At 66.7% G+C, this 20936-nt stretch carries 16 protein-coding genes and 1 pseudogene; 10 read left to right on the top strand and 7 right to left on the bottom strand.

Annotation, left to right across the window (positions count from 1 at the left end; translation table 11 throughout):
• Window positions 1-48 precede the first annotated feature (48 nt).
• The 6 genes and pseudogenes from C4U03_RS10755 to C4U03_RS10730 all read left to right on the top strand — a co-directional run.
• Window positions 49-2034, top strand: a complete 1986-nt coding sequence (locus tag C4U03_RS10755) for a type I restriction-modification system subunit M (RefSeq protein WP_103937590.1) — start codon at window positions 49-51, stop codon at window positions 2032-2034.
• Entirely contained in the window at window positions 2031-3311 is a 1281-nt protein-coding gene (locus tag C4U03_RS39850) for a restriction endonuclease subunit S (RefSeq protein WP_146087323.1), read from the top strand. Before C4U03_RS10755 ends, C4U03_RS39850 begins: the two co-directional genes overlap by 4 nt.
• A gap of 4 nt (window positions 3312-3315) precedes the next feature.
• Window positions 3316-6480 carry a type I restriction endonuclease subunit R gene (locus tag C4U03_RS10745; protein WP_103937588.1) on the top strand — a complete coding sequence of 1055 codons (3165 nt, stop codon included), beginning with the start codon at window positions 3316-3318 and terminating at the stop codon, window positions 6478-6480.
• 111 nt (window positions 6481-6591) lie between these two features.
• Window positions 6592-8148: a serine/threonine-protein kinase gene (locus tag C4U03_RS10740; protein WP_103937587.1), complete on the top strand. Its 1557-nt coding sequence runs from the start codon at window positions 6592-6594 to the stop codon at window positions 8146-8148.
• Between the two features lie 123 nt (window positions 8149-8271).
• Window positions 8272-9435: a Fic family protein gene (locus tag C4U03_RS10735; protein WP_146087322.1), complete on the top strand. Its 1164-nt coding sequence runs from the start codon at window positions 8272-8274 to the stop codon at window positions 9433-9435.
• 112 nt (window positions 9436-9547) lie between these two features.
• A pseudogene (locus C4U03_RS10730) lies at window positions 9548-10298 on the top strand (IS5/IS1182 family transposase); the annotation flags it as partial.
• 53 nt (window positions 10299-10351) lie between these two features.
• On the opposite strand, the gene C4U03_RS41095 reads toward C4U03_RS10730, so the two are convergent.
• Window positions 10352-11320 carry a hypothetical protein gene (locus tag C4U03_RS41095; protein ID WP_200827222.1) on the bottom strand — a complete coding sequence of 323 codons (969 nt, stop codon included), beginning with the start codon at window positions 11318-11320 and terminating at the stop codon, window positions 10352-10354.
• A 433-nt stretch (window positions 11321-11753) separates the two neighbouring features.
• On the opposite strand from C4U03_RS41095, the gene C4U03_RS10720 reads away from it, so the two are divergent.
• The 3 genes from C4U03_RS10720 to C4U03_RS10710 all read left to right on the top strand — a co-directional run bounded on the left by C4U03_RS10720 (window position 11754) and on the right by C4U03_RS10710 (window position 13079).
• On the top strand, window positions 11754-12515 hold the full coding sequence (locus C4U03_RS10720) for a hypothetical protein (protein WP_103937584.1): 762 nt from the start codon (window positions 11754-11756) through the stop codon (window positions 12513-12515).
• Window positions 12516-12564: 49 nt separating this feature from the next.
• Complete coding sequence (locus tag C4U03_RS10715) at window positions 12565-12771, top strand: hypothetical protein (RefSeq protein WP_103937583.1); 207 nt, start codon at window positions 12565-12567, stop codon at window positions 12769-12771.
• Window positions 12772-12848: 77 nt separating this feature from the next.
• The gene (locus C4U03_RS10710) at window positions 12849-13079 is read left to right on the top strand and encodes a recombinase family protein (RefSeq protein WP_160146951.1); all 231 of its coding nucleotides are present in this window, start codon (window positions 12849-12851) and stop codon (window positions 13077-13079) included.
• Window positions 13080-13988: 909 nt separating this feature from the next.
• Here the strand turns inward: C4U03_RS10710 and C4U03_RS10705 are convergent.
• Window positions 13989-14879, bottom strand: a complete 891-nt coding sequence (locus C4U03_RS10705; protein WP_160146950.1) for a DUF1963 domain-containing protein — start codon at window positions 14877-14879, stop codon at window positions 13989-13991.
• 251 nt (window positions 14880-15130) lie between these two features.
• Between C4U03_RS10705 and C4U03_RS10700 the strand changes: the two genes are divergently transcribed.
• The gene (locus C4U03_RS10700; RefSeq protein ID WP_103937580.1) at window positions 15131-15496 is read left to right on the top strand and encodes a DsrE family protein; all 366 of its coding nucleotides are present in this window, start codon (window positions 15131-15133) and stop codon (window positions 15494-15496) included.
• A gap of 617 nt (window positions 15497-16113) precedes the next feature.
• On the opposite strand, the gene C4U03_RS10695 is transcribed toward C4U03_RS10700, so the two are convergent.
• From C4U03_RS10695 to C4U03_RS10675, 5 genes are read right to left on the bottom strand one after another with little or no spacing between them, the layout of a single operon-like run.
• On the bottom strand, window positions 16114-16866 hold the full coding sequence (locus C4U03_RS10695; RefSeq protein WP_160146949.1) for an SDR family oxidoreductase: 753 nt from the start codon (window positions 16864-16866) through the stop codon (window positions 16114-16116).
• The gene (locus tag C4U03_RS10690) at window positions 16863-17657 is read right to left on the bottom strand and encodes an enoyl-CoA hydratase/isomerase family protein (RefSeq protein WP_103937578.1); all 795 of its coding nucleotides are present in this window, start codon (window positions 17655-17657) and stop codon (window positions 16863-16865) included. The genes C4U03_RS10695 and C4U03_RS10690 overlap by 4 nt, the downstream gene beginning before the upstream one ends.
• A 1-nt stretch (window position 17658) precedes the next feature.
• Window positions 17659-18477: an alpha/beta fold hydrolase gene (locus tag C4U03_RS10685; RefSeq protein ID WP_103937577.1), complete on the bottom strand. Its 819-nt coding sequence runs from the start codon at window positions 18475-18477 to the stop codon at window positions 17659-17661.
• Entirely contained in the window at window positions 18474-20144 is a 1671-nt protein-coding gene (locus tag C4U03_RS10680) for a CocE/NonD family hydrolase (RefSeq protein ID WP_160146948.1), read from the bottom strand. The genes C4U03_RS10685 and C4U03_RS10680 overlap by 4 nt, the downstream gene beginning before the upstream one ends.
• Window positions 20144-20926 carry an SDR family NAD(P)-dependent oxidoreductase gene (locus tag C4U03_RS10675; RefSeq protein WP_160146947.1) on the bottom strand — a complete coding sequence of 261 codons (783 nt, stop codon included), beginning with the start codon at window positions 20924-20926 and terminating at the stop codon, window positions 20144-20146. The genes C4U03_RS10680 and C4U03_RS10675 overlap by 1 nt, the downstream gene beginning before the upstream one ends.
• Window positions 20927-20936: the final 10 nt, after the last annotated feature.

Below are 20936 nucleotides of genomic sequence, written 5' to 3'. Positions count from 1 at the left end.
CAACACTGAGTCCCACCGGCCCCTCGCGCACCCCCAGGAAGGGAACCCTTGGACACCAGTAAGCACACGGAGCTGGCCAACCACGCCTGGTCCGTCGCCGACCTGCTGCGCGGCGACTACAAACAGTCCGACTACGGCAAGGTGATCCTGCCGTTCACCGTGCTGCGACGGCTGGAGTGCGTACTGGAGCCCACGCGGAACAAGGTCCTGGAGACGGTCGAGCGCTTCAAGGGCCAGGACATCGACACCGACCGCTTCCTGCGGAAGGCGTCCGGTCACCGCTTCTACAACGCCAGTGCCTACCGGCTCAAGAAGATCACGGGCGACCCAGTGCACGTGGCCAAGTATCTGAACGAGTACGTAGCTGCGTTCTCGCCGAACGCTCGCGAGGTACTCGCGAAGTACGAGTTCGCTCGACAGGTCAAGCGGCTGGACAGCGCGAACCTGCTCTACCAGGTAGTCGGCCGGTTCGCCGACCTGGACCTGCGTCCCGAGGTCGTGTCCAACCACCAGATGGGCTACATCTTCGAGGAGCTGATCAGGCGGTTCGCCGAGCAGTCCAACGAGACCGCCGGTGAGCACTTCACCCCGCGCGAGGTCATCGAACTGATGGTGAACCTCCTGGTCGCACCGGACGCCGACGCGCTGAGCACCCCCGGTGCCATCCGCACGGTGCTGGACCCGGCCTGCGGCACCGGCGGCATGCTCAGTGCCGCCGAGGAACGCATCACCGCCTTCAACCCCGACGCCACGGTCAAGGTGTACGGGCAGGAACTCAACCCCGAGTCGTGGGCCATCTGCCGGTCCGACCTGATGATCAAGGGCCAGGACCCAGACAACATCGTCTTCGGCAACTCCTTCAGCAAGGACGGCCACCAGAACGCCACGTTCGACTACCTCCTGGCCAACCCGCCGTTCGGCGTGGAGTGGAAGAAGGTCAAGGACGACGTCGAGTGGGAGCACGAGCACCTCGGCGACTCCGGCCGCTTCGGAGCCGGCCTGCCCCGCATCAACGACGGCTCGCTGCTGTTCCTCCAACACATGTGGTCGAAGCGGAAGCCGGTCGGCAACGGCGGCAGCCGCATGGCCATCGTCTTCAACGGCTCCCCGCTGTTCACTGGCGCAGCCGAGTCCGGCGAGTCGAAGATCCGCCAGTGGATTCTGGAGAACGACTGGCTGGAGGCGATCGTCGCCCTCCCCGACCAGCTGTTCTACAACACCGGCATCTCCACCTACTTCTGGATCCTCACCAACCGCAAGGCCCCCGGCCACGCGGGCAAGGTCATCCTGCTGGACGCCCGCGACTACTGGCAGAAGATGCGCAAGTCCCTCGGCGACAAACGCAAGATGATCGCCCCCGACCAGATCGGCGAGATCACCCGCCTGTACGGTGAGGCCCTCGCCGTCGCCGAGGACCCCAATCACCCCCTGCACGGCAAGGTGAAGGTCTTCCGCAACGAGGACTTTGGATACCGCCGCATCACCGTCGAACGCCCCCTCAGGCTCCGCTTCGAACTCACCGAGGAGACGCTGGCGGCCCTGGCCTCCGCCAAGCCCGTCCAGAAACTGGACCAGCCCGAGCAGTTCATCGAAGCCCTCCGCCCTCTCCTCGGCTCCACTTGGCCGACCAAGGCGGAGGCGTTCAACGCCCTCATGGACGCCGTGGTCTCCGCCGGCCTGCTGTGGCCGTCCGGCACGCCCTTCACCAAGGCCGTCCGCGACGCGATCGGCGTCCGTGACCCCGAGGGTGAGGTCCAGCGGGACCGCAAGGGCAACGCCGAGCCCGACCCCGACCTCCGCGACTTCGAGAATGTCCCCCTGGACGAGGACACCGAGGACTACCTCAAGCGCGAGGTCCTCCCCCACGTCCCCGACGCTTGGATCGACCACGCCAAGACCAAGATCGGCTACGAGATTCCCTTCACCCGCCACTTCTACATTTACGAGCCGCCCCGTCCGCTGGCCGAGATCGACTCGGAACTGAAGGCCTTGGAGGCGGAGATCCAGACGCTGCTGAGCGAGGTAACCGAGTGACCGAAATTGCTGGCCTGGGAAGCATCCCGAATTCATGGAAGACGGAACGCGCTAAGTGGTTGATCAATCGCCAGCGCCGACCGATTCGGCCAAACGACTTCGTAGTCACTGCCTTTCGTAACGGCGACGTCACGCTACGCACCAACCGGCGCACCGAAGGCTTCACTGAGGCCATCCAGGAGATCGGATATCAAGGAGTTCGGGTCGGCGACTTGGTCGTCCATAGCATGGACGGGTTCGCTGGAGCAATCGGTGTATCCGACTCCGATGGCAAGGCCTCCCCCGTCGTACATGTCTATACACCACAACCGAATGTCGATGCTCGCTATCTGGCATATGTCCTCAGGCGCATGGCACTGAGCGGGTTGGTAGCCTCTTTGGCCAAAGGAATCAGAGAGCGATCAACCGCCTTCGACGCAGCGACTCTAGCCGACCTACAGCTACCTCTACCACCCATGGAGGAGCAACGGAGAATTGCTGATTTCCTTGATGTCAAGACCGCCCACATCGACAAGTTGCACGCGTTTCGCGGACAGCAGCTCCGGGATCTGGAAGAGCGAGAACTAGCCATTATCGCCGATATGCTCTCCGGCGGTGCCACCAGCGAGGACGGCCGCCCCACAGGCTGGCCGTGGCTCCCGCACATCCCGCAGGATTGGTCCATTGGACCCGTTTATGCATACTTCTACACCGAACTGGGGAAGATGCTCAACCCAGACCGGTCGCGCGGCTCCAACCAACGCCCCTACCTACGGAATGCCAATATCCACTGGTACGAGATCGACACTAGCGATGTCGCCACCATGCACTTTGACCCAGATGAGGTCAAACGTTATTCACTCTCCCCCGGAGACCTGCTCGTGTGTGAGGGCGGTGCAGGCGTGGCTGAAGCGGCAATTTGGGATGGCAGGATAGCGGAATGCTTCTTCCAGAAGTCGCTGCACCGCGTCCAACGCTCCGGAAAGGTTCCCGTGGAGTGGCTCATGTATTGGCTACGGTTCGCAAAATCCTGCGGTGTCTTCGAAGCAGGAGGGAACATCGCCACGATCCCGCACCTCACAGGCGAGCAGTTGCGTCAGTACAGAATCCCGATCCCGAACAACGGCGAAACGCTCATACGTAGGACCGAGCAGACCATCAAAGCCATGGCCAAGGTGCGTATGGCGCTGAACCAAGCGCAGGAACTGCTCGCGGAGCGGAGGCAAGCGTTGATCACTGCAGCGGTGACCGGCCAGTTCGATGTGGCCTCGGCCTCAGGTCGGGGAGTTGTGGAGTAGTGCGATGAGCCCGATCTATCACGAGGCCGTGTTCGGGAACGCGATCGTCGCAGCCATGGTCGAGCGGGGCTGGAGCAAGGGAAGTCCCAGCGACTACCGGGCCGAACTGGGGCTGGACACCAAGGAGCTGTTCACCTTCATCGGGGCCACGCAGGCCGACGAGTGGAACGAGCTGGTGGCCCTGTACGGCGGTGATCCGGATGCGGCGCAGGCCGGGTTCGCCAAGCGCCTGGACCAGGCCATTGCCACTGACGGGCTGCCGGCCGTGCTCCGCAGGGGGGTGAAGGATCATGGCGTTCTCATCAGGGTCGCGTTCTTCAAGCCGAACCTGGTGGAGTCGGATGCGGTGCTGGACGACTACCGGGCCAACCAGCTGACCGTCGTCCGGGAGCTGGAGTACGCGACCAAGCCAGCCGACCAGGGCAACCGGCTGGACCTGACACTGTTCCTGAACGGGATCCCGGTGGCCACGGCGGAGCTGAAGAACCCGCTGACCGGGCAGGGCGTCGAGCAAGCCAAGCAGCAGTACCGCTCCGACCGGGACCCGACCGAGCTGATCTTCACGCGTCGGGTGATGGCGAACTTCGCCGTGGACCCGGACCTGGTATTCGTGACGACACAGTTGCGCGGGGCCAAGACCCGCTTCCTGCCGTTCAACACCGGTTCCAACGGCCCCGGGCAGCCGGGCGGGGCGGGCAACCCGGCCCCCACCGAGCCCGGAAAGTACGCCACGTCATACCTCTGGGAGCAGGTCTGGCAGCGGGACAACTGGCTGGACATGCTTGAACGGTTCGTGCACGAGCAGCGGACCAAGAGCCCAGGCGGGCGGACCACCAGGACGCTGATCTTCCCGCGGTTCCAGCAGTGGGACGCGGTCAAGAAGCTCACCGCGCACGCCGCCCGGCACGGCGCCGGGCACAACTACCTGGTGATGGCGTCGGCCGGGTCGGGCAAGTCCAACACCATCGCCTGGCTGGCCCACCGGCTGTCCTCGCTGCACACGCCCACCGACCCCGGCGCGCTGGACCCGGAGGCCGTCGCGAACGGGCTCAAGCCCGGGGAGCCGGTGTTCGACAAGATCATCGTCATCACCGACCGGCGGAACCTGGACGCCCAGCTCCGCGAGACCATCGGCTCGTTCGAGCAGACCGCCGGCCTAGTGGTCAAGATCGACGAGAAGCTGGGTACCAAGTCCGAGCAGCTCGCCAAGGCCCTGTCCCAGGAGACTGGGAAGATCATCACGGTCACCCTGCACACGTTCCCCGCGCTGATGGACTACCTGCGGCGCAACCCAACCGAGATCCAGGGCCGCACGTTCGCGATCGTCGTGGACGAGGCGCACTCCTCCCAGTCCGGCGACGCCGCCACCGCCGTGCGCGCCGCGCTGCGCGATCTGGGGCTGGATTCGGAATCCGAGGACGAGGGCGCCACCAGCGTCGACGCCAAGCTGGAACGCAAGGCCACACAGCGGAGCCAAGCAGCGAACCTGTCGTATTTCGCGTTCACCGCCACACCGAAGGCCAAGACGCTGGAGCTGTTCGGCGCCCTGGAGACCGTCAACGGCAAGGCCACGTACCGGCCGTTCCACACCTACTCGATGCGGCAGGCCATCGAGGAGGGCTTCATCCTCGACCCGCTGCGCAACTACGTCACCTACAACACGTACTGGCGGCTGGTGAACGAGAACCCCGAAGACATCGAGGTCGACCCGGCCAAGGCCAACCCGCTGCTGGCCCGGTACGCGCTTACCCACGACTCGACCGTCGCCCAGCACGCCAAGATCATCGTTGAGCACTTCCGGGCGCACACCCTGGGCCGGCTCGGCGGCCGGGCCAAGGCGATGGTGGTGACGGCCTCCCGGCACAGCGCCGTCCAGATGTCCCGCGCCATCAAGCAGCACATCGACGACATGGGGTACGGCATCGGCGTGCTGGTCGCGTTCTCCGGGCCCCTCACCTACCAGGGCGAGGAGACCACCGAGGCCAAGGAGAACGGCGGACTGTCGGAAAGCGCACTGCCCAAGGCGTTCGCCTACACCCGCGCCGACGACATGACCACCAAGGCGGGCGGTCCCGGCAAGCCGGAGTACCGCATTCTGGTCGTCGCCGAGAAGTACCAGACCGGGTTCGACCAGCCACTGCTGACTACCATGTACGTCAACAAGAAGCTGACCGGCATCGCGGCGGTGCAGACCCTGTCCCGGCTCAACCGAACCACCGACCGCAAGTCCCAGGCCGATCTAGCCGTGCTGGACTTCGTCAACGAGGCCGCGGACATCCAGGAGGCGTTCCGCCCGTTCTTCGAGGAGGCGATGACCCTCCCCTCCGACCCGAACCTGCTCTACACCGCGCAGAGCCGGGTCATGTCCGCGCCGATCCTGGTCGGCTCGGAGATGCAGGCGTTCGCCGAGGCGCACCTGGCCGCCGAGGAGCAGGCGGCCGGTTCCCAAGCCAAGTGGGAGAAGCTGCATGCCGAGCTGTACCGGCTGCTGAACCCCGCCGTCGAGCGCTTCACCGAGCTGGTCGACAGCGAGGACACCGAAGACCACGACACCGCAGAGACGTTCCGTGCGGACCTGAACGACTACGTCCGCAAGTACGGGTTCCTCGCGCAGATCGTGCCGTACCGGGACGCTGAACTGGAGCGCCTGTACCTGTACGGCCGCCACCTGCTCAACCGGCTCCCCCGCCGCAACGACGGCGGCGTCGACATCGGCGAGGTCGACCTGAGCCACCTGCGGGTCGAGCAGACCGGCGAGCACGACGTCAGCCTGTCCCCAGAGGGCGCCACGCTGGTCAAGGGATTCGGCGAGGGCTCCGGCGGCGCCAAGGAGCCGGAGAAGTCGCCGCTGTCGGAGCTGATCGAGAAGTTCAACGCCAGGTTCGGCACGGACTTCACCGAACAGGACCTGATCGTCCCGTTCGAGGAGGCGATGGCCGATCCCAAGGTACGGCAGGCGGCCGTCGCCAACGACGAGGAGAACTTCGGGGTCGTCTTCAACGACGTCTTCGAGGACAAGATCGCCGACCACATCGACACCATCGCCGGCCTGGGACACCAGTACTTCGGCCCGGACAAGAGCTTCAAGAACGCGCTCAACCGCAGTGCCCGCAGCGCGGCGTGGCGACTGATCCGCCAGCAGGAGGGCGTGGTCGACGACGTAGCCTGATCCGCTGGTCCAGCGCTCGTTCCAGACCGACTTCGGACGAGCGCTGGACAGGCGATCTTCACCGTGAGAACACTGGCCTGACAGACGAACGCAGGCGCGAGCGGGGAGCTGATGCCGGGAAAGCCGATCGCCGGACGCTACGAGCTGATCGGGGAGATCAGCGCAGGGGGAATGGGAACGGTCTGGCGGGGCTATGACTCCGTGCTCGACCGCGAGGTGGCCGTCAAGCTGATCCGGCCCGACATGCTCGCCTCACCGAAGGTCGCCGAGGAGTTCGCCAAACGGTTCCGCCGCGAGGCCCGGGTCACCGCCCGCATCCGGCACCACGGCGTCCCCCAGGTGTACGACGCGGTCCTGGACAAGTCCTTCGACCGCCTCTACCTGGTGATGGAGCTGATCCACGGCACCAGCCTGCGCGCCTACATCAACCCCGACGACCCGCTGCCCATCGCCTGGGCCGTCGCCATGGGCGCGCAGATCAGCACCGTTCTGTCCCATGCCCACGCCGTGCCGGTCGTCCACCGCGACCTCAAACCGGACAACGTCCTCGTGGCGCCGGACGGCACGGTCAAGGTGCTCGACTTCGGCATTGCGGCGATCCTGCGCACCGACATCACCAAGCTCACCCCGGCCGGGCAGCCGATCGGCACCAGCAAGTACATGTCGCCCGAGCAGATCCGCGGCGCCCAGATCACTCCCCACAGCGACCTGTACGCCCTCGGCTGCATCCTGTACGAGCTGCTGTGCGGCCGACCGGTCTTCGACGGCCACAGCGATTACCAGCTGTGGCAGCAGCACACGTCCGCATCACCCCGGCCACCGCACGAATTGCGCGACGGCATCCCCGCCGACCTGGAATACCTCGTTCTGGAGTTGCTGAAGAAGAGCCCGGAGCACCGCCCGCAGGATGCCTACGCGGTGTACGAGCGTCTGCTGCCGTTCCTGCCAGCACCCGGGTCGTCGCTGCCCATGGTGGAGGGGCAGCTGCTGAATGTTCCCGACCCGACCCACATGTTCCGCCGCCCCAACGCGCCGCATCCACGGCCCACACCGGCTCCGCCCGCGGTCACCGCCGCGACCGCCGTCGACCCGAACGTCTTCCCCGCCACAGGCCTCCGAGACGCCATCAGGACGGCGGTCGAGCAGTCCGACGCGTTGCTTGAGGAAGAGCGCTTCGCACAGGCAGCGGACGTGCTCCAAGCGGTCATCACTCCGGCAGCCGAAGTCATGGGCGCCGAAAGCCGCCGTGTCCTGCAACTACGCATGCGCCGCGCCGCAATCCTCGTCCTCAGCGGCGATCCCCGCCGCGCCCTGGCAGAGTTCAACGCCCTAGCCGCCGCCTACGTCCGCGCCGAGGGAACGGCCAGCCCCAACGCCCTCGAGTGCCGCCGCCAGGCCGCCCACTGCCGCGCCGAACTAGGTCAGGCCACTACCGCCCTCAAGCAGTTCCGCGAAGTACTCGACCAGGTCCGCAAGAATGAGGGAGACGCCTCCCCCACCGCGTTGGACCTGCGCCGCAACATCGGTGTGCTGCTCATCGCAGAAGGTGACGCCGAGGCAGCATTCGACGTTCTCGAACCCCTTCACGAAGACCTGTGCCTGCTCAACGGCCCAGACCACGAGGACACCCAGGAGATCGCCGACCTCCTAGCCCGCCTACGCCTCTAAGCTGCGAGGTCCTCCTCCGCTAGGAGTTGGGCTGACGTCTGCGCTTAACTTTCGATTTGAAGCAATCTGAGAATTTCTTCAAAATGTTGCATCTGTCTGGATAGTGCTGCCAGAGTGCTCCTCATGGACCTCCAAGCGCTGGCCGCTTCCCCTGTCGGCACTCTCGTTCCAATCGAGGGCCTGGACACCAGAACGGGCCGAACCTATAAGCACAAGGCATTCGTGCCGACCGCTCTGCCGCACGAACTCGTGCTCGAACCCTCGACCTACAGCGCCATCTCCGATGCGGTAGCGGAAGTAGTACGGCTCGACGAGGCATCCAAGAAACTACCCAGCCCCTCATCGCTCGCGCAGACCACCATCCGTGTTGAGGCAGTCAGCACTACCGCTCTAGCAGGAAGCCGCACCTCTCTTATAGAAGTCCTCAAAGGAGAGATTCTCCCTCGCTACAAAAGATCACCTGCGGCAATTGAGGCGATCAACTACATCCAAGCCGCGGATCATGGTCTTACGTGGACCAAAAACGAGCCAATCTCAATCGGACTCATCAACTACCTTCACAAGGCGCTCCTAAAGGATACCCCTGCAGACACGCACGCGGGCACCCCAAGATCAACTGTCACCTTCATTGGCGACAGCCCAACCCTGGAGGAATCACGTTTCGTCCCTCCACCTCCCGAGCACCTTCATGACTCACTTCGATCCTGGATCGAATGGGCCAACAAGGCAGACCAGATTCCCACTCTGGCCAAAATAGCCCTTAGCCATTACCAATTCGAGACGCTGCATCCATTCACCGAAGGAAACGGGCGCCTCGGCCGGCTCATCTGCACGCTTCAGTTGGCCCGCAGCCGTCAGATAACCCACCCCCTCCTACATCTTTCCACCTGGATGCTGTCGAAAAAGTTCCAATATCACGACCACCTCCTCCAGTGCAGCAAAAAAGGAAGGTTCGATGAATGGATCCAGTTTTTTTGCCAGGCGGTACAGCACCGGTCCAGGGAGACGACGAGGAAGATCGACGAGCTGATCCATTGGAGGAGGGAGATCGTGAACGAACTGCACAGAAGGGGAAGGAGAGGAGTCATACACCAAATCGTCAAAAACTTGATCGGATACCCGGTCGTTACACCCCAGATGGCAGCCGGTCAGCACTCCGTATCCTATCAAGCCGCCAATGCGGCGATACTCCACCTAGAAGACATGAAAATCCTGCACGAACAAACCGGTGGAGCATATGGCCGAATTTTTGCCGCCCCTCAAGTGCTATCCATTATTTCGCCTTAGCAACTCAAAAATCCTAGGCGGAAGGGCCCGGCGCCATGAGGCATCGGGCCCTCGCCATAAACATCCGATTGAGCTACACGATTTATGGAAAAATAAAGGCTGTCTCGTAACGATGGGCGTCTTGGTTGATGGTCGTGTGGGGCAGGTGATCACGGCTGAACGAGAGGAGTGGATCGGCCCGCCCCCTAGGCTGAGTGTCCGGCGGTTCCACAAGCTCGTGCGGATGGTGGCCGAGCGGGGTGGGCTGAAAATCGCCGATGGTAGGCCAGGCATCCGTGGACGTTGTCGTTGGTCAATTGAGTGCTGCTGGTCTCGGTGTACTGGGCACCAACCTGACCTTGCAGCAGGTCAGGCCGCTGTTCGGGATCTCCCATACCGCCGCGCACCGAGTGGTGGACCCCCTCCGCTGCTGACGCTGCAACCGATCCGACACTGCCGCCGATGGCAAGCAGGACCCGAAAAGGTGGACGTCGTCGACGGCTCGCTGGTACTCAGTCACCGTGCAGATCACCATCAACGCCGGCACCCGCCTGGTCGTCGCGGTCGGTGACCCGGTGCCGGGCAACCGCAACAATTGCCAGGCATACCGCGACTCCTGCATCGATCGTGCCCTGGCCGGGCGGCGTGGGATAGCCGACAGCATCTACCGGGACAACCTCGGTGTGATCGTTCCCTACCGGCGTCCCCGCCGCTGCCCGTCTAGCAGGAAGACCTCAACGCGGCGCAGCGCCTGCGCCCGCATCGAGCAAACCATGACGCACCTGAAGGTGTGAACGATCCCGCGAGACTACCGCCGCCAGGCACGTACGGTGCACGGCACCGTTACCGACATCGCCTACCTGCACAGCCTGGCCCGCACCACCAGCACCCGACCAGCCAGAGCCCTCCAGCACCAGAGCTACGCGATAACCTTTACTCAGGCATGTTGGGGTCGGGGCCAGTCCTTCGCCTCAGGCAGGGTGTCGAAGACCCGATCCATGGTGTGGGGGTCGAACACTGTATCCGCTTCCACAATGTCGATCCAATCGGAGTCGGTGAACTGGAACATCCACAAGGCATCCATTTCGAAGTCCCCGTGTGCCTCCGGTAGGTGCCCCATCTCCTTCTCCATGGCGTCGCGATCGAGGCCATCCCCTCCGGTCCGCCCCTCGAGATAGGAGCGTGCAGCCTCGTCCAACATGATCAGCTCAGCGATCGTGTGGGGGACGGGGACGCGCCCGGACTCCAGTTCCTTGCACAGGTCCATGCAAGTCTGCGCTAGCCGCAGGTAGAACTGAGGTGCTTGGGCGACCAGGGATCTAGGGAATCCTACCGCTGGGCCCTCGACGCCCCACATTAGATCCTCGGCATGAGAGACGATCACCTCGGAAATCTCAGCCAGTGACTTGTAAATCGCGGCAGCCCAGCGAGGACCAACATCCCACAGGCCGCACATGCAGTCATCCAAGTCACCTTCCAGGTCCTCACTCTGGCAGCTGCATGACCCACCGGGAGCACACTGGTTGACAACCTCGCCGTCGCCGCGGGATTTGGAGTGTCCAGGACACCCCTCGCACCAGTCGCACCCGCCCGGAGGGCACTGCGCGACCGGGAACAGTTTCGCCCAGTCGATGAAGGCATCCGGATCGGGCAGCTCGGGGATGTCCAGCTCGGTGATGAACAGAGACGCGAGGGGGTAACGTCCATCTGCTTCGCCGACCCTCTCCTCCTGGACTTTTTCCAGGTTCGCCTTGACGCTGGCGGGAAGGCTTACCCAGAGCCCGGAGAGAGCTTCACGGCCATCATCGACGTTGAGTATGTTACAGATGGCGACGGCCTCGTGCGGCCAATCCACTGTGGCTACCGCATCGATTTCCAGGCCGCTGCCTTTGTCGACAAGCGCCATGATGCGCGACTTGGTCGTCGTGTGTTGAGGTACGAAGGCCAGAACATTTCTGGGCACAGCGAACTCCTCCTGATGCAGGACAAGACTGCATCGGCAGCAGTGAAAGAGTGAGGGGATGCGCTGGTTGTCCCGGTGCTTCCAAGGACTCCGCTTCGCAGGGTGCCAAGCTAACACAAGTCGTCTACCCGCACAACGCGTAAAAGCGCCTCTGGTGGTTACCCACCCTCGATGAACCTGCGTCCGACGCTTCCGCCCCAGCACTACCCAAGCCCGAGCCGCGGCGTCCGACCGCCGAACGCCTCCCGTCGACGGAAGCAGAGCCGTCGGCCGGCTGGCAGCCACCGGACCTGGTAGGTGCCTGGATGAATATCCGGTACGGTGCGGCGGTCTCGCTACAGTGGCTGGGCAATAGAATCACGGGAAGGAGGGGACCATGAGGGTACTCTACGATGTCGACTCTGACGTCCCCCCCTCCTTCTATCTGGTCGTTCCCCGCGCCACCAGCGGATACACGTCCGGTGAACTCCCCATACGCGAGGTGGTCTCCGGCGCACGTGAGCACTCCTCGCCACAGGCGATAGCTGGGCTACGGCAGGAGATCGACAGGCTTGATCAATTCCGTGCCGATGCCGCCCTTGCGGGTCCTGGCGGCATCCGCATGCTCCTCCAGGCTAAGTTCTCCTCGCGCTCCAATGCGACGATGCTCTCTCGGTACGGAGAACTGACTAAGATCATCGCCGCTTTCGCTGACTGTCGCGGCCGGATGGGCTTCGAGCTCCCCTCCCTGTTTGAAGCCGAGACCATCCCCGCCCCCCGACCTGTGCCATGGTCGCCATTGCTGGAGACCACATCGGGGTCATTGGCCGTAAAGGCGATCCGCCGTCTTCCCGATCTCTCCCGTGAATCCCTGCCGAGCACCTTGCCTAACAGCAGTCCGCGGGTGGAGCTCGCGATTCCTCAGCAGGTGCTTCATGACGTTTTCGCTGCCTTCCTGCGGATGCTGGACGACCAGCTAGTCCGCCTGCGACTCCTCTTGTTCATCGCCTTGGCCGCGCTGACACGAACAGCCTGCGTGGCCGCGTTCGTCCTGGTTCTCATAGCCGTGTGTCTGCGGTATGGGCTTCGCCACGAGCCCTCGGACGACGACGAGCGGTTCCTCCTTCGCACGCCGGAACTAATCCGGCGGGGAGAGTGATGACCTGCTAGGACCACGCTCCCCGCCATGAGACTGGGGAGCTGGTACGTTGGATTCGCTGTTTCGTCTGCTGGCCGAGGGCGGGCCTGTTACCTGGGTCGCCGCGCTCGGTGCTGCGGTCATCGTCGCGCTCGTGTTCTATCTCGGAGTGGCGATGTTCGCCACGCTCATATCCCGTGATCAGCGACGGGGCAAGATGCGTTACCGCGTCTTCCTCGACCTGCTGGAGCTGTTCCAGCGCCGGGGTCCCCGATGAACGCCCCCGCGCCGAGGGCTACTGCGCCCCGCCGTCGGGGCCGCCCGCCCTGCTGCCCGCGTGAGGTCACCATCCGCGTGGTCGAACTGCATCGCCAGGGCCTGAGCTTGGCGCAGGTCGCTGACGTCCTCAACGCCGAGAGCGTACCCACGCCGGCTGGTAAAGCACGCTGGACCAAGTCGCACGTGGATCGGTTGCTGTCCACGCACCACGCCCAAGACGTCATGGCAGAGCTGGACGTTCAGAACGAGAATCACACTCTCGCCGATGGCCGCAGCCCCCATACAGTCCAGGAGCGCCGACAGTGAACGGGTAGAAGGCCACGCGCTCCGTGCCGCATGGCACGGAGCGCGTACGGACACCGTTGAGGGGACGAACCCTGGCAGAGCGAAGGCCCAGCGTGTAGGTAGGACGCTGGGCCTTGCGGTGTTACCATCAGTGTTCGGTCAACTGCATAGCGCCTAGCCGCCTATTGGGATGTGGTGGACGTCGCCGATGGGGTGGGGTGTCCATGTGCGGTTGGGCTGGGTCGCCCCTCGGACCCGAACCGACCGCACACGTCGACAGGCAGGACGGATACACCGCTAGGCAGCAGACGCGAACGGTAGGGCGTCGGTCAGGGTGATGGTGTTTGGGGTTTCTGGGCGTGACGCCCCTCGGACACCAAAGTTGTACATGTCTGGATGTTTCCGGACAGGGTCGACCGTCACTTGAGGTCGGCTCCGGCTGAGCTCGGGTGGTTTCGCCGGACTGGGGCTGGCCGTGCAAACACTCCTCCGCCGCTCTGTACCTGCTGGCCGAGGCATTCGACGACGACCCGTTCCGATCCTGGCCTGGCGGGGCAGGTCCCGGGAGGAGCTGCTGAGCGACCTGCGCGGGACCTCGGCCGACGAGGGACCGCGACGGCCCAGCCTGCTCGATGTCGACGACGTTCCGTTCAGCGCGTATGGAGGACTTCTTCACCGGCGAGCGGGTGCCCCCGCCCGCACCGGTCGACCTGCTGCTGCGCGCCCTGGAACCCCCTCGGATCGAAGTGCGGGGCACCGCTGCTCGCCCTGCTCGCCCCGATCTACCGGGGCTTCGCCGTTCAGGACGAGGAGACCGCACCCCCGTCGTCCTGAACGAGGATCGCCGCCGCTCCGCGACACCGCCCCGGCTGGGGATGGAAAAGCTTCATGTTCAACCGGCGGCTTCGACCAGTGGCTTGTTCCGAGTTTTCAGCTCAGTGCGTATACGCAGAAGCTCACCGCTCTGTCGAAACGCCGGGAGGCCAGGTCGTCCTGGCGGATGTACCAGATCATCGAACCGTCGGAATAGTCGAACGCCTCCTGCGTGAGGACCTGGGCCAGCAGAACCCACTGGTCTGCTTCAGCGGCAAGTTCCGCGTAATACTTCCTGAACAGCGCCTGCCGCTCCTCGTCCCCCGGGTAGGGCTGCTCGGAGTCCGGTGCCTCGTCGGGCGGCAGCACCCCGCGGTCCCTCAACTCGTGCTCGGCCATGGACCAGTGGTCAGGGGTCTCTGCGATATTTGCGAATCCGCCGACCTGTATGTTCCCCAATCGGCCATCCGGCGGTATGCCATCGCAGCGTTCGTGGTATTCCTCGCACGCCTGGAGCCCTTCGGCTCCGGGCCCCAGCAATCCGTCGGCCTCCAGCCAGTCGGCGTACTCGCTGCCCCACACCCAGTGGGGCGGGCTTTTCCTGCTCCATGAGACCGAGGCGTACAAGGGACGGCGTTCGAGCACGTCGAACTCGTCCTGTGGGGCGGCCCGCTCGGAGGTCTCGGCTCCCGCCGGCACGTACCTCACGGACCCTCGCCCGTCTACGTCGTTATCGCCGAACAGCAGTAGTCGCCCGTCTTCGGGAAAACCGACTTCCAGGTACTTCCGGGGCAGAGCGGCACAGTCGAGGGTCAGGATCAGCGAGTGCCTGTCCCAGGTGGCATCCGCGGGCAGCATCGGCAGACCGCCGATGTGCCCGATCTCCCGGCCCTGCCCATGCGTTTCCAGGGACAGGCACGGGCGGTACCACTTCCGAAGCGTTTTTATCGCATCCGCCGACACACCGCGCCGACGCGCATTCTCGAAGAAAGTCTCTTGAGTGGCCATGCGCTGAACGCTAGCAGGCATCTCCGACAACAAGTCTTCCTTCGCCGAGCTGGTGAATCCGCCGCGCCGAGTGCGCTGCGCTGTTGCGCGGGCCGCGCCTCAGTCACCGGGCGGGCGGGACGACCCGGCGGTGCGGAGGCGGTGGCCGGGTGAATGGCGGCAACCGGTTGGCAACCGTCCGGCAACCGGTTGTCGGCACAGTCCCTGGGCAGCCGTGGCGTCAGGGCCATCGGCCGGAGAGAGGAGAAACCATGGCGGGTAAGGCCGTCGTCAGCCTGACCACGGGGCTGGAGGACCCCGAGCGGGTCACGGTGGCGTTCCTGGTCGCGGTCGGAGCGGCCGAGCAGGGACGTCCGACACTGATGTTCCTCACCAAGGAGGCCGCCCGGCTGGCCCTGGAAGGCGTCGCCACCGGCGTGGCGTGCGACGGCTGCCCGGCGTTGGCGGACCTGGCGGCCCGATACGTCAAGGCGGGCGGACGCTACCTGGTCTGCCCGATCTGCTTCGACGCCCGCAAGCTCGACCGGACGCAGCTCATCGACGGCGCGGATCTCGGCGGCACCGTCGTGATGTGGGAGTGGATCGGCGACGAGGGCGCGACCACCTTCAGTTACTGAGCACGTATCCAGAAGTCATCCAGAAGTCCCGCGCGTGACCGGTGTGAGGCCGCCGGAGCGGGCCACCGACCCAGAACTCGTAGCCCCGGTCGTCCCCGTATTCACGCAACGGCACACTGCCCTCACAGATCCCTCGGCTTGGTAGGGCGCTGGGCCTTGCGGAATTACTATCCGTGTTCGAGCAGGTACGTGACGCCTATGCGCCTATCGGGATGCGGTGGACGTCACCGATCGGGCGAGCGAGGTATGTGTGGTTGGGTGGGGTCGCCCCTCGGACACGTCGTGGTAATTCACGAAGAAGCGGGACAAGGTGGGCTTGTTCCGCTTCTTCGCGTGTGGGGTGACGTGTGGTCTCGGCTGGGAACGGGATCGTGGTGATGGCCGACGAGGTGTCCGCCGGTTCCGGACAGGCGATGCGTCAGCCCCGGGGCGGTGGCGGGTGAACGCGGCGAGGGGAAGGTGACCACCGCCGGCCCGGCCGCGACCGGACTGGTCATCGCTGCCATGGGCCGGTAAAGCTCTTCACGGCAAAGCACGGCAGATGGTCATCTGCCGCGCTTTGCGCGTTCATGAGGACGAGGGGACCGGTGCTGCTCGCCGGGCGCTGCCTGGCGGGGTCAGCGGAGGGAGTTTCCGCCGTCGGCGACGATGGAGCGTCCGGTGATCCAGGCTGCTCCCTCACCGCACAGGAACGCGATGACCTCGGCCAGGTCTTGCGGGGTGCCGGCGCGGCCCAGTGGTGTGGCGCGCGCGGCGGCGGCCAGGAGCCGTTCCGGGTCGGGGCTGATGTCGCGCAGCGCGTCCGTCGCCACCACGCCGCCGCTCACCAGGTTGACCGTGATGCCGTCGCGGCCGAGTTCCACGGCGAGGTAGCGGACGACGCTTTCGGCCGCGGCCATGGCGGCGGCGATCGCCGCGTAGCCGGGGACGTGCCTGCTCGTCCCGGTGCTCACGGTCGTCACGACACGGCCGCCACCGTTCAGTTGCGGGCGTGCCGCCGCCACCAGGGCGAGGAGGGAGCCGACGCGGGCGGCGAACATCTGCTCGTAGGTGTGCCAGGGCGTTTCGAGGGCCTTTCCCAGGGACGGTGAGGCGGAGCCGAAGCCTGTCGCGTTCGCGATGACCGCGCGGACGGGGCCGAGCCGTTCACCCGCTGCGCGCACGAACTCCGCGCACTGGTCCCGGTCCGCGACATCCAGCGCGAAGGCGGCGGCGTGTCCGCCGTTGCGGTCGATCTCGTCGACGACTTCGGCGGCGGACTCGGCGTTGCGGTGGTAGCCGACCGCGACGGCGTAACCGTCGCGTGCGAGCGCGAACGCGGTGGCCCGGCCGATGCCCCGGCCGGCTCCGGTGATGACGGCGGTCTTCACGGGCGGCCCCCGAAGGTGATGTGGTCGCCGTCCGCCGCCTCGGCGTAGCGGCGCCGTGCCTCCTGCTGGAGCGTCGCGGATTCGGAGGAGGCCAGTCTCTCCGCGAAGAGGGCGGCCTCAAGCCGGAGACCTTCGGTGAGCGGCAGCCGGGAGCCCTCGACCAGTGCGCGTTTCGCGGCGGCGAGCGCGGCGGCGGGGCGGGACGCCATGTGGCGGGCCAGTCGCAGTGCCTCCGGCTGGAAGCCGGGGGCGGGCAGGACCCGTTCGACGATTCCGGACGTCCTGGCCTGGTCGGCGGTGAGGACGTCGCCGGACAGGACGATGTCGGCGGCCCGGCCGGGACCGATCAGCCTGGCCAGGCGCTGGGTGCCGCCCGCCCCGGGAATGATGCCGAGCGCGGTCTCGAGCAGGCTGAAGTGGGCGGCGGACGAGGCCCATCGCAGCGTGCACGCCAGGGACAGTTCGAGGCCACCGCCCCAGGCCTGGCCGTCGATCGCGGCGATCACCGGCTGGGGGATCCGCTCGATGCGCCGCATCGCGGTGTACCAGATCTTGGCCCGCGGCACCGGCCCGCGGGACAGTTCGGCGAGCTCGTCCAGGTCGGCGTGGGCGACGAAGTAGCCGGGGACGCCGCTGGTCAGCACCACGACGCCGATGCCGGGCGTGTTCTCCAGCCGGGCGAGTTCCGCGTCCAGTTCTTCCAGCGCGGCGAAGGTGAGGAAGTTGCGCGGCGGGTTGCGGTAGGTGAGGACGGCGACGCCGTCGCCGTCCTCACGGCTCCACATCGTCATGTCAGCCCTTCGGGGAGTCGAGTCCGTGTTCGGCGAGGAAGCTCAGCACGGCGTCGTTGAAGAAGTCGGGGTTGTCCTGGTTGGCCAGGTGGGCGGCGTCCGGGACGACGAGGTGCCGCGCCAGCGGGTCCCGGCGTTCCCAGACGGGCATCGCGGTGCGGAAGTTGCCGAGCCGGTCGTGTTCGCCGTGCAGCAGCAGTTCGGGGATCTCGATCCGGTATCCGGGCTCGGGGTGGAGGGCGCCGACCAGGCTCGCCATGACCGCGACCATGTCGCGGTGCGCCATCCGGCTCGCGGCCTCACGGACGTACTCACGGACCTGCGGGTCCCGGGCGGACGCCCTGGCCTCCTGGCGGATCAGCGTCTTCCGCGGGTACCAGGGCAGCATCCGGACGACCGCCCTGGCCTGGAGCCGTTCCCGGCGGGACAGCGGCAGGGTGTTCCCGGCACAGCCCAAAGCCACCAGGCCCGAGGCTCTGCCGGGATGGTGGTAAACGATCTCCTGGGAGAGGTTGCCGCCCATCGACTGGCCGACGAGCACGGTCCGCTCGATGTCCTCCCGGTCGAGGATCGCCAGCAGGTCGTCGGCCGCCTCCCGCAGCGTCCACGGGACCCGGTTGGGGATCGAGCGGCCGTGGCCGCGGACGTCCCACAGCAGGATCCGGTACCGGGCGGTGAACGCCTCGATCTGTGGCTCCCACGTGCGGTGGTCGAGGGTCGCGCCGTGCGTGAAGACGATCGGGGGGCCGTCGTCCGGCCCGCCGATCCAGTAGTGGATCTCGCAGTCGGCGCGCTGGAGGGTCCGGTGCCGCAGCGTCACCGCTCCGCCCCCTCGCCCAGGATGAGGACCGACGTGCCGTAGTGGACGCTGTGGTCGGACGGTGTGCCGGGCCCGGCCGTGGCGGGCGGCTCGCCGTTGCCCTGGTTGCGGTCGTAGTGCGGGAAGTTGCTGCTGGACAGCATCAGGCCGATGCGGTGGCCCGCCCTGAAGCGCTGGGCCGTGTGCCCGAGGTCGATCTCCAGCCGGACCGGTTCCCCGCGCGGCACGGGGGTGTCCGGGCCGTCGCGGTGGCTGAGCCGGACCACCCCCTCGCAGACCGGCAGCAGGCGACCGTCCGGCAGGTGGTCCACCAGCCGGGCCATCACGTCGGCGTCGGCCGCGTCGGTGGCGAAGCCGAGCCGGAGCCGCACCCGGCCGACGACGTCGATGTCCTCGGTGAGCGCGTCGCCGAGGTAGAGGAGTACGTCCGGTCTTGCGGCCGTCCGGCTGAGGTCCAGTGGCCCGGGGGTGAGGCGGCCGAGGTGCAGGACGCGCCCGCCACGGCTCGGCACCGGGTCGGCCGGATCGTGGACGTAGCCGTCGGGCGCGGCCGGGCTCGCCGTGTCGGGTACGGCGGTCAGCCGACCCGGCGTCCGGCCCGGGACGGCGGGGCCGGTCAGGTGCAGGACGTGCCCGGCGACGTCCGCGGGCGGCCACTGCTCGGCGGTACGCCATTCGTCCGCGCCCATCAGGAAGTACAGGACGGGGTCGGATCCGCCCGGTCCGTCCAGGCAGCGGCGGAAGAACTCCAGGTGCCGGGCGGGCAGCCGGGCGGCCGCCGCCGAGGCCGCGACCCCGAAGTTCACCTCGCCCTGCAGATGGGACAGGGCGCCGGTGTGCGCCCAGGGGCCGACGATCAGCTCGTGCCGCAGGTCCGGTCGTAGCCTGCGCATCTCCAGGTGCCCGCGAATGGTCGCGCCGGCGTAGACGTCGTACCAGCCCGTCACCGACAGGACCGGCACCTCCACCGCCGCGGGGTCCCAGTCGGGCAGCGCCCGGACCCGCCCGCCCAGCAGGTCACCGATCCTGATCGGGAATCCGGGCAGGTCCAGTTCCGGCATGTCCGCGAGCGGCAGCCGCCGCATCGCCCGTTCCGGGCCGTGGATCAGCGACGCGACCTTCGCGGCCAGCGCAGGGTCCGTGTCCGGGCTCTGCCGGCCCAGCCAGTCGGCGGCCATGTAGGCCAGCCACCCGACGAGGTGGTCCAGCCGCAGCGCGCCGCCGGTGTCGCGGAGGTCGGCCGCCGCGCCGGTCGTCATGGCCGGGGCGATCCCCCGCAGGTGCGGCGGACGTTCCGCCGCCCCCAGCCAGGCGACGATGCCGAGGTAGGACGTGCCCGCCAGGAACACGTTGCCGTCGCACCAGGGCTGTGCCGCCGCCCATTCCACGGTGTCGTAGGTGTCCTCGGCCTCCTGCTCCCACATGACGGCCTGCCACTCGCCGTCGGAGTCGAAGCGGCCCCGGGTGTCCTGCACCAGCGCGGCGAACCCTCCGGCGAGGCAGTGCTGGGGCTGCAGCGTGTCGGAGCTGATCTGCCGCCGTCCGTACGGCGTCCTGAACACCACGACCGGGGCCGGGGACGCGGGCCGCCACAGGTCGCCGCGCAGCAGCACGCCGTCCCGCATGGGGGTCTCGACGCCGCCTTCGATGCGTCCCAGTTCCGTCATCACACCGCCTTGAGGGTGAGCATCGTCCGGGCCATCTCGTTCCAGCCGGCGGTCGCGCCGCCGTCCACGGTGAGGGCGCATCCGGTGAGGAAGGAACTGCCGGGCAGCGCGGCGAACACCGCGGCGCGGGCCTGCTCCTCGGGGGTGGCCAGCCGGCCGGTGGAGGTGGTGGCGATCAGGGAGTCGCGGAGCGGGCCCGGCGGCCACAGCTCGTCCACCATCCCGGTGTGCGTCGGCCCGGTGACCAGGGCCACCGCACGGATCCCCTGCGCGCCGTAGTCGACGGCGACGGACTGGGCGAGGCCGATGAGGGCGTGCTTGGCCATGTTGTAGACCGGGGAGCGGGGTGTCGCCGCCACCCCGCACATCGATGAGGTGAACACGAACACTCCCCCGTCCGTGCGCATGTGCCTGACCGCGGAGCGCACCAGGTAGAAGTTGGCGTCGCAGCAGACGCCCATCACCTTGCGGTAGTCGTCGTCGGTGATGCTGTGCGGGCGGCCGGGAACGTTGATGCCGGCGTTGCCGTGGACGACGTCGAGCCGGCCGTGCCGGGCGACCACCCCGTCGACGACCTCGGCGACCTGTGCCGGGTCGGAGACGTCCGCCTGGACGATCCCCTCTCCGGCGGTCAGGTCCACGCCGACGACCTCGGCGCCCACCGCCCGGAACAGTCTCATCGAAGCGGCGCCGATGCCGCTCGCCGCGCCCGTGACCAGGACGACCCGGCCGTCGAGGCGGCCGAAGACGTCGCCGTCCGCTGCCCTGTCCGTCATGGTCATCCGTTCCTCC

It is taken from the genome of Thermomonospora echinospora (assembly GCF_900108175.1).
Taxonomy (GTDB): Bacteria; Actinomycetota; Actinomycetes; order Streptosporangiales; family Streptosporangiaceae; genus Thermomonospora; species Thermomonospora echinospora.
Note: the sequence above shows the minus strand (reverse complement) of the source record. Positions and strands in the feature narration are given on the sequence as shown.

Excerpts from the sequence above, each read along its gene's own strand:
- C4U03_RS10745 (WP_103937588.1), top strand. The coding sequence starts at position 3,316 with ATGAGCCCGATCTATCACGAGGCCGTGTTCGGGAACGCGATCGTCGCA.
- C4U03_RS10740 (WP_103937587.1), top strand. The coding sequence starts at position 6,592 with ATGCCGGGAAAGCCGATCGCCGGACGCTACGAGCTGATCGGGGAGATC.
- C4U03_RS10735 (WP_146087322.1), top strand. The coding sequence starts at position 8,272 with ATGGACCTCCAAGCGCTGGCCGCTTCCCCTGTCGGCACTCTCGTTCCA.
- C4U03_RS41095 (WP_200827222.1), bottom strand. The coding sequence starts at position 11,320 with ATGGCGCTTGTCGACAAAGGCAGCGGCCTGGAAATCGATGCGGTAGCC.
- C4U03_RS10720 (WP_103937584.1), top strand. The coding sequence starts at position 11,754 with ATGAGGGTACTCTACGATGTCGACTCTGACGTCCCCCCCTCCTTCTAT.
- C4U03_RS10705 (WP_160146950.1), bottom strand. The coding sequence starts at position 14,879 with ATGGCCACTCAAGAGACTTTCTTCGAGAATGCGCGTCGGCGCGGTGTG.
- C4U03_RS10700 (WP_103937580.1), top strand. The coding sequence starts at position 15,131 with ATGGCGGGTAAGGCCGTCGTCAGCCTGACCACGGGGCTGGAGGACCCC.
- C4U03_RS10690 (WP_103937578.1), bottom strand. The coding sequence starts at position 17,657 with ATGACGATGTGGAGCCGTGAGGACGGCGACGGCGTCGCCGTCCTCACC.
- C4U03_RS10680 (WP_160146948.1), bottom strand. The coding sequence starts at position 20,144 with ATGACGGAACTGGGACGCATCGAAGGCGGCGTCGAGACCCCCATGCGG.
- C4U03_RS10675 (WP_160146947.1), bottom strand. The coding sequence starts at position 20,926 with ATGACCATGACGGACAGGGCAGCGGACGGCGACGTCTTCGGCCGCCTC.